Source organism: Bradyrhizobium sp. CB2312, assembly GCF_029714425.1.
GTDB lineage: Bacteria > Pseudomonadota > Alphaproteobacteria > Rhizobiales > Xanthobacteraceae > Bradyrhizobium.
This window is the reverse complement of record NZ_CP121668.1, coordinates 9712094-9727691: the sequence shown is the minus strand read 5'-3', so window position 1 is coordinate 9727691 and position 15598 is coordinate 9712094. Positions and strand designations below refer to the sequence as shown.

Annotated in this window: 12 protein-coding genes; 6 read left to right on the top strand and 6 right to left on the bottom strand. The window is 64.0% G+C overall.

Features of this window, described 5'->3' with window-relative positions; translation table 11 throughout:
* Nucleotides 1-133 precede the first annotated feature (133 nt).
* Nucleotides 134-826 (bottom strand): MBL fold metallo-hydrolase, encoded by a 693-nt coding sequence (locus QA642_RS46210; RefSeq protein ID WP_283082776.1) that lies wholly within the window; start codon nt 824-826, stop codon nt 134-136.
* A gap of 173 nt (nt 827-999) precedes the next feature.
* Here QA642_RS46210 and QA642_RS46205 point away from each other — a divergent pair, with 173 nt between their 5' ends.
* A complete protein-coding gene (locus QA642_RS46205) occupies nt 1000-2598 on the top strand; it encodes an alpha-amylase family glycosyl hydrolase (RefSeq protein WP_283082775.1) in 1599 nt (532 codons plus the stop codon).
* Nucleotides 2599-2763: 165 nt separating this feature from the next.
* Here the strand turns inward: QA642_RS46205 and QA642_RS46200 are convergent, their stop codons facing one another.
* A complete protein-coding gene (locus QA642_RS46200; protein WP_283082774.1) occupies nt 2764-4464 on the bottom strand; it encodes an alpha-amylase family protein in 1701 nt (566 codons plus the stop codon).
* Between the two features lie 291 nt (nt 4465-4755).
* On the opposite strand from QA642_RS46200, the gene QA642_RS46195 reads away from it, so the two are divergent.
* Nucleotides 4756-5247, top strand: coding sequence for an MmcB family DNA repair protein (locus QA642_RS46195; RefSeq protein WP_283082773.1), 492 nt, complete (start codon nt 4756-4758; stop codon nt 5245-5247).
* A gap of 183 nt (nt 5248-5430) precedes the next feature.
* Here QA642_RS46195 and QA642_RS46190 read toward each other — a convergent pair whose 3' ends face one another.
* A complete protein-coding gene (locus QA642_RS46190) occupies nt 5431-5985 on the bottom strand; it encodes an ActR/PrrA/RegA family redox response regulator transcription factor (RefSeq protein ID WP_283082772.1) in 555 nt (184 codons plus the stop codon).
* A gap of 103 nt (nt 5986-6088) precedes the next feature.
* Nucleotides 6089-7411, bottom strand: a complete 1323-nt coding sequence (locus QA642_RS46185) for an ActS/PrrB/RegB family redox-sensitive histidine kinase (protein WP_283087116.1) — start codon at nt 7409-7411, stop codon at nt 6089-6091.
* A gap of 105 nt (nt 7412-7516) precedes the next feature.
* Between QA642_RS46185 and QA642_RS46180 the strand changes: the two genes are divergently transcribed.
* The 4 genes from QA642_RS46180 (at nt 7517) to QA642_RS46165 (ending at nt 11946) form a co-directional block, all read left to right on the top strand.
* Nucleotides 7517-8317, top strand: a complete 801-nt coding sequence (locus QA642_RS46180; RefSeq protein WP_283082771.1) for an ABC transporter ATP-binding protein — start codon at nt 7517-7519, stop codon at nt 8315-8317.
* Between the two features lie 208 nt (nt 8318-8525).
* Complete coding sequence (locus tag QA642_RS46175) at nt 8526-9344, top strand: ABC transporter permease (protein ID WP_283082770.1); 819 nt, start codon at nt 8526-8528, stop codon at nt 9342-9344.
* Nucleotides 9345-9465: 121 nt separating this feature from the next.
* Nucleotides 9466-10794: a polyhydroxyalkanoate depolymerase gene (gene phaZ, locus QA642_RS46170; RefSeq protein ID WP_283087115.1), complete on the top strand. Its 1329-nt coding sequence runs from the start codon at nt 9466-9468 to the stop codon at nt 10792-10794.
* A gap of 312 nt (nt 10795-11106) precedes the next feature.
* Complete coding sequence (locus QA642_RS46165; protein WP_283082769.1) at nt 11107-11946, top strand: SprT family zinc-dependent metalloprotease; 840 nt, start codon at nt 11107-11109, stop codon at nt 11944-11946.
* A gap of 231 nt (nt 11947-12177) precedes the next feature.
* Here the strand turns inward: QA642_RS46165 and QA642_RS46160 are convergent, their stop codons facing one another.
* Both QA642_RS46160 and QA642_RS46155 read right to left on the bottom strand, forming a co-directional pair.
* Nucleotides 12178-12834 carry a hypothetical protein gene (locus QA642_RS46160; RefSeq protein WP_283082768.1) on the bottom strand — a complete coding sequence of 219 codons (657 nt, stop codon included), beginning with the start codon at nt 12832-12834 and terminating at the stop codon, nt 12178-12180.
* 518 nt (nt 12835-13352) lie between these two features.
* Entirely contained in the window at nt 13353-15575 is a 2223-nt protein-coding gene (locus tag QA642_RS46155; protein ID WP_283082767.1) for a penicillin-binding protein 1A, read from the bottom strand.
* Nucleotides 15576-15598: the final 23 nt, after the last annotated feature.

Genomic DNA, 15598 nt, shown 5'->3' with positions numbered 1-15598 from the left:
CGACTTCGTCGCGCCCCGGAATGACAGCTACTTCGTCGCGTCGATCATCTCGATCGGCGTCACCGTCACTTCGCGCATGATCCGGAAAAGTGTGAGCGGTTTTCCGATCAGATCATGCGCAAACAAAAAAACTTCACACCTCGCCGGTAATGAACGGATTGGTCATCCGCTCCTGGCCGATGCTGGAGCCGGCGCCGTGGCCGCAGATGAAGCCGACATCGTCGCCGAGCGGCAGCAGCTTTGTCTTGATCGAATTGATCAGCGTCGCGTGACTGCCGCCGGGCAGATCGGTGCGTCCGACCGAGCCCGCGAACAAGACGTCGCCGACATGGGCAAACCGCAGCTCCTTGTTGAAGAACACCACGCTGCCGGGCGAGTGGCCGGGGCAGTGGAAGATCTCGAACGAAAGGCCGCCGATCGAGACGGTATCGCCCTCGTCGAGCCAGCGGTCCGGCGCGAAGTTGCGGACACCGGTCATGCCGAAGCGCGCGCCGCTCTCGACGACGTTGTCGAGCAGGAACTTGTCGGCCTGATGCGGGCCCTCGATCGGCACCTTCAGCGCATCGCGCAGCTCCGCGGCGCCGCCGACATGGTCGATATGGCCGTGGGTCAGCCAGATCTTCTCCACGGTGACCCCGGTCTGCTTGATCGCGTCCAAAATCTTCGGCACGTCGCCGCCGGGATCGATCACCACGGCCTTCTTGCCGGGCTCGTCCCAGATGATGGTGCAGTTCTGCTCGAACAGCGTCACGGGAACGATGATCGCGCCCGCCTTGGCTTGCGAGGATTCTTGCGAGGATTCTTGGGTGTCATTTTGCTCGGTCATGGCGCCACAATGCCGATTTTTGCCATGCCGCCAAGCAAAAGATTCGTGCGAGCGGCTGGGGAACAGTCGCACCAAACGTCACACGGCCGTCCCAATTGGCTCGCCAATCTGAACCGGGGCGTTCCTGCCGCGTTCTGTCGCGCAGGGCAGAAATATCGGGTGGTACCTCCGGCATGGCACAGCGCGGCGAGACTTGGTGGCGCGACGGCATCTTCTATCAGATCTATCCGCGCTCGTTTCAGGATAGCAACGGAGACGGCGTCGGCGATCTGGCCGGCATTTTGCGCCGGCTGCCCTATGTCAAATCGCTTGGTGTCGACGCCATCTGGCTGTCGCCGATCTTTCCCTCGCCGATGGCTGATTTCGGTTACGACATCTCCGACTACACCGGCATCGAGCCGCTGTTCGGCACTATGGCGGATTTCGATGCGCTGCTCGCGGCCGCGCACGACAATGGCTTGAAGCTGATCCTCGATCTCGTGCCGAACCATACCTCGGATCAGCATCCCTGGTTCATCGAGAGCCGGTCCTCGCGCGACAATCCCAAGCGTGACTGGTACATCTGGCGCGACCCGAAGCCGGATGGCAGCGTGCCGAACAACTGGCTGTCCGAGTTCGGCGGCAGCGCGTGGGCTTTCGACGAGACCACAGGTCAGTACTACTACCACGCCTTCCTCGCCCAGCAGCCGGACCTCAACTGGCGCAATCCCGATGTCCGCGCCGCGATCTACGACGTGATGCGGTTCTGGCTGGAGAAGGGCGTCGACGGCTTTCGCGTCGACGTGATCTGGCACCTGATCAAGGACGCCGAATTCCGCGACAATCCGCCGAACCCGCATTACGTCGAGGGCCGGCCGCCGAACGAGAAGATTCTCACCCAATATTCCACCGACCAGGACGAGGTGCATGAGGTGATCGCGCAGATGCGGCGCGTCACCGATGCATATGCGGCGCGCGTGCTGATCGGCGAGATCTATCTGCCGCTGCACCGCCTGATGGCCTATTACGGCAACGACCTCACCGGCGCACAGATGCCGTTCAACTTCGCGCTGCTCTCGACCTTCTGGAGCGCGCGCTCGATCGAGACCATCGTCGAGGATTACGAGAAGGCGCTGCCGAAGGGCGCCTGGCCGAACTGGGTGCTCGGCAATCACGACCGTCCGCGCGTGGCGAGCCGCGTCGGTGCAGAGCAGGCCCGCGTCGCCGCCATGCTGCTGCTGACCCTGCGCGGCACGCCGACGCTCTATTACGGCGACGAGATCGGCATGCATCAGCTCGCGATTGCGCCGGAGGACGTGCAGGATCCCTTCGAGAAGAACGTGCCCGGCCTTGGCGTCGGGCGCGACGGCTGCCGCACGCCGATGCAGTGGGACTCGTCTGATTACGGCGGCTTCTCGGAAGCAAGGCCCTGGCTGCCGCTGCCCGAGGATCACATCCGCGAGAACGTCGTCAATCTCGATGCCGATCCGCGCTCGATCCTCAGCCTGTACCGACGTCTGATCGTCTTCCGGAGGACATGTCCGCCGCTGGTGTCGGGCGACTATCACCCGATCGCTGCGCAAGGCGACCTTCTGATCTATCGCCGCGCGGCCGAGGGCAAGGCGATCATCGTGGCGCTCAATCTCGGCCGCGAGCCGATCGCGGTGACGACGAGCGCGATCCGGTTTGGCAGCGAGATATTGCTGTCGACGTTCCTGGATCGCGAGGGCGAGAGGCTCGAAGGCGTGCTCGATTTGCGCGGCAATGAGGGGGTGATCGTCGCGACGCCCTAGCTGTCGTCCCGGACAAACGGAGCGAGAGGTGGCCGGCACTATCTCCTCGTCATTGCGAGCGCAGCGAAGCAATCCTGAATCTTTCCGCGGTGGCAGTCTGGATTGCTTCGCTGCGCTCGCAATGACGATCGTTGAGACGGTGGAGCAAGCGACGGCAATCCGACATCACCCCGGATGCTTCTTCCCCCGCACCGTATGCTCGTCGATATCATCCCGCTTCAAGAGATAATCCAGCCCGCCGACGCGGTACCAGCGATAGCCATACGGCTCCAGCACGACGCGGTGCTGGCCGCGCTTGTCGGCGTGGCTGTGGTCTTCCGCGAGCAGGTTGATCAGGTGCGCGCCGGCATCATCAGGCAGCCCCGCCGAGAACGCGATCTCGCGCGGCTTCTCGTCGAGATTGTGCACGAACAGCACGGAATTGTTGCGCCAGTCGTAGCGCATGATGAAGATGGCGGGATCACGCGTCGGAATCACCGTGAAATCGCCCCAGCCGATCTCCGGCACTTCTTTCCGCATGCGCACGATGCGCTCGGTCCAGTTCAGCATCGAGTTGGGATCGCGCCGCTGCTTGGCGACATTGACGTGCGGATAGCCGTAAGGGCCCTTGTCGATCACGGGGCAGGCCGGCTTGTCGCTCTTGGTGAAGCCACCATGCGGCTCGGTCGACCATTGCATCGGCGTGCGCGCGCAATTGCGCTCGGGCAGCGAGAGATCGTCGCCCATCGCGATCTCGTCGCCGTAGCGAATCACGGGCGTTCCCGGCAGCGTGCACATCAGGCTGTAGGCGAGCTCGAGCCGCCGGCGGTCGCCACCCAGCATCGGCGCAAGGCGGCGGCGGATGCCGCGATCGTAGAGCTGCATGTCCTTGTCAGGGCCGAAGCTTTTGAACACCGTGTCGCGCTGCGCCTTCGTCAGCCGACCGAGATCGAGCTCGTCGTGATTGCGCAGGAACAGGCCCCATTGCGCCGTGGCCGGCCGCGGTTTTGTGGCTTTCAGCGCCTTGGCCAGCGGGCGGGAATCGGCGGAGGCCAGCGCGTAGAACAGATGCTGGTTGACGTGGAAGTTGAACATCATGTGCATGCGGTCGGCGTCGCGCCCGAAATATTCGAGATCGGTCTCGGGCAGCACATTGGCCTCGGCGAGGATGATGGCGTCGCCCTGGCGCCATTGCAGGAATTCGCGGAACGCGCGCAGCATGTCGTATTGCTCGACCGCCTTCTTCACCTTGGCGCCCTTGGTGGAGATTACGAAGGGCACGGCATCCATGCGGAAGCCGGAGACGCCGAGCTGGATCCAGAAGCCCATGATCTTCAGGATCTCGGCCTGCACATGCGGGTTCGAGGTGTTGAGGTCGGGCTGGAAATCGTAGAAGCGATGGAAGTAGTAGGCGCCGGAGTCCTTGTCGCGCGTCCAGGTCGATTTCTGCACGCCGGGGAACACCATGCCCTTGTTGGCATTGGCCGGCTTCTTGTCGGACCACACATACCAGTCGCGATAGGGAGAATTCTTGTCGCGCCGCGCCTCCTTGAACCAGTGATGCTGGTCGGAGGTGTGGTTGACGACGAGGTCGATGATGATGCGGATGCCGCGTTGCTGGCAGCCATGGGTGAACTCGACGAAATCGCCGAGCGTGCCGTAGCGGGAATCGACGCTGTAATAATCGGCGATGTCGTAGCCGTCGTCGCGGCCTGGCGAAGTCTGGAACGGCATCAGCCAGATCGTGGTGATGCCGAGCCCGTGCAGATAGTCGAGCCGGCGGAGCAGGCCCTTGAAATCGCCGACGCCGTCGCCGTTCGCATCCATATAGGTGCCGACGGACAGGCAATAGATCACGCCGTTCTTGTACCAGAGATCGTCGATCATGCGCGGGCAGCCTCGATGGTCCCGCCGAGGTGTGGCGGCTGCGTGATAAGTGCGTGGAGGAGGGGAGGTTCCGCGCGTCACCTCACACTCGGTGTCGTCCCGGGGCGCGCAACGCGCGAGCCCGGGACCCATAACCACAGGGAGTAGTTTTGCGAAGATCAGGAGTGACCACTTCGCTCCACAACTCCACCCTGTGGCTATGGATTCTCAGATGCGCAATTGCGCATCATAGCTCGCGACTACGTCGCGCCCCGGAATGACGGGCACAACGGAATCGGCTAATCTCCCGCCATGGACAACACCGCCCGCAACATTGCCCTTGTTCCGCCGCCGGACCGGCGCCAATCCGAAACCGCGCTCGCCATCGCGCGCGGCACCGCGCGGCTCCTGCGCTCGCTCGGCTTTTCCTGCATCAGCGAATTGCCGCTGCCCTCGGGCCGGCGTGCCGATCTCGTGGCGCTGAACGAGCGCGGCGAGATCTGGATCGTCGAGATCAAATCGTCGGTCGAGGATCTGCGCGCCGATCAGAAATGGCACGAATACCGCGCCCATTGCGACCGGCTGTTCTTTGCCTTCACGCAAGATCTGCCCTGCGAGATCTTTCCTGAAGATACCGGCCTGATCATCGCCGACGCCTACGGCGCGCACATGCAGTGCGAGGCCCCCGAGCACAAGCTGCCCGCGCCGACGCGCAAGCAGATGACGGTGCGCTTTGCCATGGCGGCGGCGTTACGGATCAACCGCCTGGTCGATCCGCAAGGCCACGCGGATTTTTGGGAATGATTTCGTAGCCCGGATGGAGCGCAGCGCAATCCGGGACGGCTGTATCCTGGCGCAAGATTCCCGGATTACGCTGCGCTCCATCCGGGCTACACAGGTGCCGTAGGGTGGGCAAAGCGAAAGCGTGCCCACCAATTAGAGATGGTGGGCACGGCGCTGTGCGCCTTTGCCCACCCTACGACACCGTTATCGCGGCGCGCGCTTGGCGAGAATCCGCTGCAGCGTGCGGCGGTGCATGTTGAGCCGGCGCGCGGTTTCCGAGACGTTGCGGTTGCACATCTCGTAGATGCGCTGGATGTGCTCCCAGCGGACGCGGTCGGCCGACATCGGGTTGGCCGGCAGCTCGGATTTCTCCGCGTTGGTCGAGAGCAGCGCGGCGACGACGTCGTCGGCATCCGCGGGCTTGGAGAGATAATCGATCGCGCCCATCTTCACCGCGGTCACGGCGGTGGCGATGTTGCCATAGCCGGTCAGCACGATCGCGCGCGCGTCGGGACGCTTCTTCTTCAGCGCCGAGACCACGTCGAGACCGTTGCCGTCACCAAGCCGCAAGTCGACGACGGCGAATGCCGGCGCCGCCTTGCCGATCTGGGCAAGACCGTCCGAAACGGTATCGCACGAGGTCACCGCAAAACCGCGTGTCTCCATCGCGCGCGACAACCGCTCCAGGAACGGCTTGTCGTCTTCCACGATGAGCAGCGAGCGGTCGGCCTGTTCGTTCAGTTCGGCGATGGCGTTCAAGGTGTTGTCCTCTCTCCAGCGCATCTACATATGGCGTCGCAATCGGGCGGTGCCAAGGCCGCCGATAGTCGATCGGCCCTGCTGTGCGACGCAAGGTCGCGGTCTATCCTATTGTTTCTTCGAGCGTCTCGATAGCCTCAAAACGCTCCCGCGGCCACGTGACCTGGACCACTGCACCGTGTTCCGGAAAGGTCCGGTTGGTAAACGAGACCTTGGCACCGGTACGCTCAAGCAGCGTGCGCGCGATAAATACGCCAAGTCCGAGGCCGCGCTGATCGCCACCGCCGTCATCGACGGTGCGCCGCCGCGACAGATAGGGCTCACCGATCCTGTTAAGGATATCGGGCGGAATGCCGGGGCCGTCGTCGGAGATCACGAGCTCGATCGCGTCCTTGTTCCACCAGGCATTCACCTCGACGGTGGTGTGGGCGAAATCGACCGCGTTCTCGACGATGTTGCCGACGCCGTAAAGGACCGCCGGATTGCGCGAGCCGACCGGCTCGGCGGCGGCCGTCACCGCGATCCGCACCTTGATCTCGACGCCGAAATCGCGGTGCGGGGCCACCACTTCCTCGATCAGCTCGGACAGCTTCATGCGGTCGAACGGCGCGCCGGTGGAGGAGAGCTGGGTAATCTTGCTCAATATGTCGCGGCAGCGCTGGGTCTGCTCGCGCAGCGTCTTCAAATCGCCGGCAAAGACCGGATCCTTCACGGTCTTTTCCAGTTCGCGCGAGATCAGGAAGATGGTCGCGAGCGGCGTGCCGAGCTCGTGCGCGGCGGCGGCGGCGAGGCCGTCGAGCTGGGTCAGATGCTGCTCGCGCGTCAGCACCAGCTCGGTCGCGGCCAGCGCGTCCGCAAGCTTGCGCGCCTCCTCGGTCACCTGGAAGGAATAGAGACTGGTGACGCCGATCGCGAGCACGATCGAGAGCCAGACGCCGACAAGATAGATCGGCGGCAGCACCAGGGGATCGTCGGAATCCCACGGCAGCGGAAAATGGAAGAAGAACAGGATCGATGCGCAGGCAACGGCCAGCAGGCCGAGGCCGAAGGTGAAGCGGGCCGGCAGCGCGGTCGCCGAGATCAGCACCGGCGCGAGGAAAAGGAACGAGAACGGGTTCTGCAGTCCGCCGGTGAAGAACAACAGCCCAGCCAGCTCCACGATGTTCAGCGCGAGCAGCCCGGCCGCCTGCATCGGCTCCAGCCGCTGCATCGGATTGGCCGCGGTCTGGAGTCCCAGATTGAGCGCCGCCGACAGGGCGATGATGCTGACGCAGGGGACGATCTCGACGTTGAACTCCAGCCCCTGCGCCACGATGAAGATCGCGGCAAGCTGGCCGAGCACCGCGAGCCAGCGCAGCCGCAGGATCGTGTCGAGCCGGATATGCCGCTGCGCGGGGCGGAAGCCGGAAGCGGCGATTTCGGTCATATCGGCCAATGTGGCGGTGCCTTCTCGATCACAAGCGCAGGGCTGGCGGAACCACCGGATTACAAGCCTTGCGCTATCCGCTGCAATAGCAGAAGAACGGCCAGCATGACCGAGAATGGCAAGGCTTCAAGTCGGCCGACTGTCGCGGAGCACAGCTCCCCGGCGATTGCTGTCGATCATCTGGTCAAGGTCTACAAGCAGACCCGCGCCGTCGACGGCATCTCGTTTTCGCTGCCGCGCGGCAGCATCACCGGGCTGCTTGGCGGCAACGGCGCCGGCAAGACCACGACCATCGCCATGATCATGGGCCTGGTGCTGCCGACCTCCGGCCGCGTGCAGGTGCTCGGTCATGAGATGCCCGAGGAGAGCGCTGCCGTGCTGGGGCGGATGAATTTCGAGAGCCCCTATGTCGACATGCCGATGCGGCTCACGGTGCGCCAGAACCTGACAGTTTTCGGCAAGCTGTACGCAGTCAAGCATCTCTCGGATCGCATCGCAAAGCTCGCCGACGATCTCGACCTCACGGATTTCATCGATCGCGCCAACGGAAAACTCTCCGCCGGGCAGAAGACCCGCGTCGCGCTGGCGAAAGCGCTGATCAACCAGCCCGAATTGCTGCTGCTGGACGAGCCGACCGCCTCGCTCGATCCGGACACCGCCGATTGGGTGCGGGCCCATCTCGAGAGCTATCGCAAGGAAAACAACGCCACCATCCTCCTGGCCTCGCACAACATGCTCGAGGTCGAGCGGCTCTGCGACCGCGTCATCATCATGAAGCGCGGCCGCATCGAGGACGACGACACGCCGGAGGCCATCATGGCCCGCTACAACCGCACCACGCTGGAGGAGGTGTTCCTGGACGTCGCGCGCGGCCGCGTCAACGGCGCGAAGGAGGCGGCGAGATGAGGGGGCTTTTACGTAGCCCGGATGGAGGCTGTCATCCCGGGGCGCGACAAAGTCGCGAGCCCGGGATCCATAGCCACAGGATCGAATTTGGCGAAGACTCGGGGTTACCAGTCTCGACCCGCAGCCGCCGCTTGTGGTTATGGATTCCGGGCTCGCGCTCCGCGCGCCCCGGAATGACAGGAGTTAATCCGGGCCGGGGGTTGCTGCGATGACCGACATCACCCTCCACCGCGGCATCTCCGCCCACCGCATCGGCGCGATGATCCTGCGCTACTGGTACCTGCTGCTGTCGTCCTGGCCGCGGCTGCTCGAATTGCTGTACTGGCCGGCGCTGCAGGTCATCACCTGGGGCTTCCTCCAGCTCTATATCGCGCAGAACGCCAACTTCTTCGCGCGCGCCGGCGGCACGCTGATCGGCGCCGTCATCCTCTGGGACATCCTGTTCCGTGGCCAGCTCGGCTTCTCCATCTCCTTCCTGGAAGAGATGTGGGCGCGCAACCTCGGCAATCTCATGATGAGCCCGCTCAAGCCGATCGAGTTTCTGCTGTCGCTGATGATCATGAGCCTGATCCGGCTCGCCATCGGCGTCATCCCGATGACGTTGCTGGCGCTGTTCCTGTTTCACTTCAACGTCTATGCCCTCGGCCTGCCGCTGATCGCGTTCTTCTGCAATCTGATCTTCACCAGCTGGTCGGTCGGGATCTTCGTCTCCGGCCTGGTCGTACGAAACGGCCTCGGCGCGGAGAGCATCGTCTGGACCCTGATGTTCGCGGTCATGCCGCTCGCCTGCATCTATTATCCGGTCAGCGTGCTGCCGGTCTGGCTGCAATATGTCGCCTGGGCGCTGCCGCCGACCTACGTGTTCGAAGGGATGCGCGCGCTGCTGATCGAGAACACCTTTAGGAGCGATCTGATGCTGGATGCGTTGGTCATCAACGCGGTGCTTCTGGTCGCCTCTTTTGGGGCATTCCTTGCCCTTTTGCGCAGCGCCAAAAAGCACGGCTCACTGCTCTCGGCTGGCGAATAACGTCACTTTCCCGTGGATTCAGGCTGATTTAACCCTGTTCGCTCCGTAGATGTACGGGACCATGCATTGACGCAATATTACGCATTCGGCAGTATGCTGCGATGCGAAGAGGGATATGACGATGCCTATTGGTGAGTTCGGCGGCGCGCCGCCCCTGGCTGCAGAAGGCAGTCCGGTCCTGACGACGCCGATGTACTGGATGTACGAGATGGCACAGGCCTCTCTCAATCCGGCGCGTGCGGTCACCGATGCGACCAAGCTGCTGTTTCAGAATCCCCTCAATCCATGGGCGCGCACCGAGGTCGGCAAGTCCGTCGCCGCCGCCTGCGAATTGTTCGAGCGCACCACGCGCCGTTACGGCAAGCCGGAATGGGGCCTCGACGACACCGAGGTCAACGGCATCCGCGTCCCCGTCGAGGTCCGCTCGGTCTGGGAAAAGCCGTTCTGCAAGCTGCTCTACTTTGATCGCAAGTTCGCCCGTCCGCTGCGCAGCCCGCAGCCGCGCGTGCTGATCGTGGCGCCGATGTCCGGCCACTATGCGACCCTGCTGCGCGGCACGGTCGAGGCCTTCCTCCCGGCGCATGAAGTCTACATCACCGATTGGGCCGATGCACGCATGGTGCCGCTCAGCGAAGGCCGCTTCGATCTCGACGATTACATCGACTATGTCATCGAGATGCTGCACGTCCTCGGCGGCAACACCCACGTGATGGCGGTGTGCCAGCCCTCCGTGCCGGTCGTCGCGGCTGTCTCGATCATGGAGGCGCGGCGCGATCCGTTCGTGCCGACCTCGATGACGCTGATGGGCGGCCCGATCGACACCCGCCGCAATCCGACCGGGGTGAACAAGCTCGCGCAGGAGCGCGGCATCGACTGGTTCCGCAACACCGTCATCACCAAGGTGCCGTTCCCGCATCCGGGCATGATGCGCGACGTCTATCCGGGCTTCCTCCAGCTCAACGGGTTCATCAGCATGAACCTCGATCGGCATATGGACGCCCACAAGCGCCTGTTCGCCAACCTCGTGAAGGGCGACGGCGACCTCGTCGACAAGCACCGCGACTTCTACGACGAATATCTCGCGGTGATGGACCTCTCGGCCGAGTATTACCTCCAGACCGTCGACACCGTGTTCGTGAAGCACGCGCTGCCGAAGGGCGAGATGACCCATCGCGGAACGCGCGTCGATCCGTCCAAGGTCACTCGCGTCGCATTGATGACGGTCGAAGGCGAGAACGACGACATCTCAGGGCTAGGTCAGACCGAAGCGACGCACACTTTGTGCAGTTCGATTCCCGATCATCGCCGCGTTCATTACGTCCAGAAGGGCGTTGGACATTACGGCGTGTTCAACGGATCGCGCTTCAAGTCGGAAATCGTGCCGCGCATCCATGACTTCATGGTCTCGGCGGCGAATCCGACCTCATTGCAGGCTCTCGCGGCCGAGTAACAGCGTTTTCGAGCGAAGTGGCGACCGGTTCGCGTAAAGAAAACGCGTCAAAAGAAGAATCTAGAGCCGTTCCGATTACATCGGGACGGCTCTAATCGCCGATTTCGGCTTTCCCGTCGAAATTTCAGCCCCTCCCGGAGGTTCCAGGAGGGCCTGGTTCCCGCCAGATTCGAGGTATTTAGGTAGCGCTCTAGGAGTGAGTCCATCCTCACCCCTTGGGGGTGCCGCATGCGTCCAGCGGGGGCGAAAAAAGCGGGTTCCAACCCCAGTCTGTAGGGTCTCCCGGACGTCAGACCCCTGTATATTGGGCAAATGATTTGTTTTTGCGCCGAGCGCTTTCCCTGGCGGCGGTTATGGCAGAATCCGGGCGAACTCCTGCTCCCCGGACTCACAGACATGGCCACACGCGCGCTCCTCTATCGGCGGCCCCACGAACCAAAGACCCTCGTCATCACCCACGGATCGCAATTTTTTGCGATTCGGCTGCGCAGACATCGCCGAGCGCGCCGTTACACGCTCAGAATTCATCCGAGCGACCGCGAAGCCATCCTCACCATGCCGCCGCGCGGCACGCTCGTCGAAGCAAAAGACTTCGCGCAGCGTCACGGCGCGTGGATCGCGGCTCGTCTCGGCCGTTTGCCGAAGGCTGCGCCGTTTCAGCCTGGCACAGTGATACCGCTTCGCGGCACGCCACATCGCATCGTTCATCGCGCTGGCCAGCGCGGCACGGTGTGGACCGAGATGCGTGACAGCGGCGAACGCATTCTCTGCGTCGCCGGCGGGCTCGATCATGTCGATCGCCGCGTCGGCGACTTCCTCAAGCGCGAGGCGCGCCGCGATCTGCAGCGCTCGGCCGAGGTCCATGCCGCCGAGCTCGGCGTCAGGGTCAAGCGGCTCTCGATCCGCGATCAATCCAGCCGCTGGGGTTCCTGCACCTCGGCGGGCTCGCTGTCGTTCTCCTGGCGCCTGATCCTCGCGCCGCCCTTCGTGCTCGACTATCTCGCCGCCCACGAGGTCGCCCATCTCGTCGAGATGAATCACTCGGCGCGGTTCTGGCGCGTCTGCGGCAAGATCTGCCCGTCGATGGAGCGCGCCAAGAAGTGGCTCGACACGTACGGTAACGATCTGCACCGGTACGGGGCCGAGGATTAGGGCTCGGCTGAGAGTTAAGCCTCGCTGTTGCCTCATCTGACGCTGTCATCGCCCGCCTTGTGCGCACTTGCGCACTGGAGCGGGCGATCCAGTATTCCAGAGGCAGTTCTTGTTAAGCCGATAAGCCGCGGAGTACTGGATTCCCCGCCGGAGCCTGTCATCGGGCTCGCCGAAGGCGAGACCCGGTGGCGGGGAATGACAGTGGAGAGCGGGGCGGCATCAAGCCAACACTCACGCACTGAAATCCGCGCTCGTACCCGCCTGCGCGCGTGATGCCAGATACGACGCTTGCTGCTGTGCTGTCGCCCTCTGCCCCTCCGCCAGCATCGCCTGGAACGCAGCATCGAGCTGCTCGCGGCTATAGTCCGTGGATCTGCTTTCACGCGGTGTCCACTGCGATTGCGTGATGGCGGTCGGCGCCTTTTCGACGGTGCCGCCAAGCCGCTCGGCGTATTGGTCGGCCCGCCACTGCGCCAGATCCGGTCCGCTCAGACCTGGAGGATCCTCGAGCTTGCCGATCTTGGCGGCCGCTTGATTGGTCATCGCCGAGGACCCGGCATTGTACAAAGTGGCCACCACTTTGCCGTCGACTTTGACCTGAGCATAAACGTTCTGAGGTGCATTGTCGGCGACGACATCTTGGGGGGCATTCGTCTCATGGGAGATCAGCCAGTGCGTTGCCATGAGGTCGTGCAGGACGGGATCATCTACCGCCGATATCGGCTTGGCAGTCAGCGGCTTGACTTGGGAGACGTCGATCCGGAAGCCGCTGGTCGCCGTGTCAGTCGCATCCGGTGCCACCGGCTGGAGACCCGATGCCGCATTTGAAGCTGACGTTGACGCGGGCCGCAGCTGAGGCAACGCGCCGTTGGATACACCTGAAATCATGGAACGCTCTCCTGTGCTCGCACAACCTGTGAGAGCAAATCCCGGGCCGTTGACGGGGGGTTTGAAGAGATTGATGTTTTTGCTTTCGGGGAGCTGCGGCCCGCGGAGAATCTTGCCGCGCTAGGCAGGACTTGCCGAACCGGAGGCGGCAGATGCGCGAGCTACCAGCCTAGCAAGCACCGTCATCGCCCGCGAAGGCGGGCGATCCAGTATTCCACCAGCGCCAGTGATTGAGTCGAGAGGTCGCGGCGTACTGGATTCCCCGCCGGAGCCTGTCATCGGGCTCGCCGAAGGCGAGACCCGGTGGCGGGGAATGACAACGGTGAAGGAGGGGACGTCCGCGCGTCTTGCTCGATTCTCGCCACACTTCGCGATGATTGCGCGAGACGCGTGATTTACCCCGCCGCGTCAAGCGCTTCGTACCATCCGCCGCGCACAGCGCCTGATATCACCGCCTACTGTGCATGGGGTTGTTTTCGCAGTTTGAGTTTGGAGGCCTTGATGACCTCAAGCCAAAGCTATCGATTCCCGCCAAACAGCCGGTCCATCAGCCAGCCATCCAGGCCCGCGGCGGCTTCCGGCCGCACATTGGCGCGCGTCGGCGGTGGCGGGCGATAGCCGCCATTGCTCACCGGCGCCGGTGCGGGTCCAGGCGCGGCCGGTGTCGGCGGCGAGACCTGCGAGGCCGCCTGCGCGAGGTTCGACAGGCCCCAGCTGGCTTGCGAGTTGGGTAGGTTCGCCACCGGCACGCCTTCGTGTGCCGTCCTCATGAAGCGCGACCAGACTTCGACCGGCAGGCCGCCGCCGGTCGCCTTCTTGGTCGGCGAGTTATCGTCATTGCCGAGCCAGACGCCGGTGACGAGGCTGGCGGTGTAACCGATGAACCAGGCGTCGCGATAATCCTGGCTGGTGCCGGTCTTGCCGGCCGCCGGCCAGCCCGGGATCTCCGCCTTCTTCGCGGTGCCCGATATCAGCGTCTCCCGCATCATCGCGTTCATCATGCCGACATAGCGGGGATCGATCACCTGATTGCGCTCGTCGGGCTGGCGCATGTAGAGCAGCTTGCCGCTGAGCGTCCTGATCCGCGTCACCACATGCGGGGTGACGGCCAAGCCGCCATTGGCGAAGGGCGCATAGGCGCCGACCAGCTCGACCACCGAGACCTCGGAGGTGCCGAGCGCGATCGAGGCGTTGGGCTCGAGTTTCGAGGAGATGCCGAGCCGGTGCGCGGTGCGCACCACGTTCTTCGGCCCGACCTCGAGACCGAGGCGGATCGCGACCGTGTTGAGCGACATCGCCAGCGCCTGGGTCAGCGTCACCGCGCCGAAATATTCATGGGTGTAGTTCTCGGGCTTCCAGCCCTTGACCTCGATCGGCGCGTCCTGGCGCACGGTATCCGGCGTCAGGCCCTGTTCGAGCGCGGTGAGGTACACGAACGGCTTGAACGACGAGCCCGGCTGCCGCTTGGCCGTGACCGCGCGGTTGTACTGGCTGTCGGAATAGTTCCGCCCGCCGACCATGGCGCGCACTGCGCCGTCGGGCGTCATCGCCACCAGCGCACCCTGGCTGACATTGAACTTCACGCTCTTGGCCGCGAGCTCGTCGATGATGGCGGCTTCGGCGACGCTCTGCAGCTTCGGATCGATCGTGGTCTCGACCTTGATGCTCTCGTCGATCTGGCCGACCAGATCGTCCAGCACCTCGCCGATCCAGTCGGCGACATAGTTGACCGTGCCGGCGCCGGCCGGCTTCACATTGTAGGAGGGATGACCGATCGAGGCTTGGGCCTGCGCGTCGGTGATGAACTTCGCGTCCGCCATCGCCGCGAGCACGACCTGGGCGCGCGCTTCGGCGCCTTCGGGGTTGCGGTTGGGCGCAAGGCGCGAGGGCGATTTGACGAGACCGGCCAGCATCGCGGCTTCCGCGACCGTGACGTTCTTGGCCGACTTGCCGAAATATTTCTGCGCGGCTGCTTCGACGCCGTAGGCGCCGGAGCCGAAATAGACGCGGTTGAGATAGAGCTCCAGGATATCGTTCTTGGAATGCTTGCGCTCCAGCCAGATCGCCAGCTCCGCCTCCTGCAGCTTGCGCTGCATGGTCCGCTCCTGGGTCAGGAACAGGTTCTTGGCGAGCTGCTGCGTCAGAGTGGAGCCGCCCTGCGACACGCCGCGATGGAGCACGTTGGTGACGAGGGCGCGCAGGATGCCGATCGGATCGATGCCGAAATGCGAATAGAAGCGGCGGTCCTCGATCGCGATGAACGCCTTCGGCAGATAGGGCGGCAGATCCTTCAGCGCGACATTGGCGCCGGCCATCTCGCCGCGCTGCGCCAGCATGCTGCCGTCGATGCCGACGATCTGGATCGTCGGCGGGCGCTTGGGAATCTCCAGCGACTGGATCGGCGGCAGATGGGCGCCGACATAGATCACGACGCCGATCACGGCGATCACGCCCCACAGGCTCAGCACCGCGCCCCAATAGACCAGCCGGCCGAGGCGGAACCCTCCGCGCGATTTCGAGCGGCGCTTGGCGCCGCTGCGGCTCGCCTGAGCCTTCCGCTCGCGCGGCGGCTCCTCGTCGGGCTCGTCGGCTTTGCGCTTGGCGGATGATTTGGCGGATTTCTTCGGCGTGTCGTCGCCGCCGGGGATGCGGTCCGCGGCGGTCAGGCGCAGATCGGCGAGCGCAGCAGGCAAGCCGAACAACGGCTCCTTCCGCCCACCTTTTTTCTTTCCCCACGCCATACGCAAAACGCCCGGTCAGACCG

Coding starts and splice junctions, on each gene's coding strand:
- QA642_RS46210 (WP_283082776.1), bottom strand. CDS start 826: ATGACCGAGCAAAATGACACCCAAGAATCCTCGCAAGAATCCTCGCAA.
- phaZ (WP_283087115.1), top strand. CDS start 9,466: ATGCCTATTGGTGAGTTCGGCGGCGCGCCGCCCCTGGCTGCAGAAGGC.
- QA642_RS46195 (WP_283082773.1), top strand. CDS start 4,756: ATGGACAACACCGCCCGCAACATTGCCCTTGTTCCGCCGCCGGACCGG.
- QA642_RS46175 (WP_283082770.1), top strand. CDS start 8,526: ATGACCGACATCACCCTCCACCGCGGCATCTCCGCCCACCGCATCGGC.
- QA642_RS46205 (WP_283082775.1), top strand. CDS start 1,000: ATGGCACAGCGCGGCGAGACTTGGTGGCGCGACGGCATCTTCTATCAG.
- QA642_RS46185 (WP_283087116.1), bottom strand. CDS start 7,411: ATGACCGAAATCGCCGCTTCCGGCTTCCGCCCCGCGCAGCGGCATATC.
- QA642_RS46200 (WP_283082774.1), bottom strand. CDS start 4,464: ATGATCGACGATCTCTGGTACAAGAACGGCGTGATCTATTGCCTGTCC.
- QA642_RS46155 (WP_283082767.1), bottom strand. CDS start 15,575: ATGGCGTGGGGAAAGAAAAAAGGTGGGCGGAAGGAGCCGTTGTTCGGC.
- QA642_RS46165 (WP_283082769.1), top strand. CDS start 11,107: ATGATTTGTTTTTGCGCCGAGCGCTTTCCCTGGCGGCGGTTATGGCAG.
- QA642_RS46180 (WP_283082771.1), top strand. CDS start 7,517: ATGACCGAGAATGGCAAGGCTTCAAGTCGGCCGACTGTCGCGGAGCAC.
- QA642_RS46160 (WP_283082768.1), bottom strand. CDS start 12,834: ATGATTTCAGGTGTATCCAACGGCGCGTTGCCTCAGCTGCGGCCCGCG.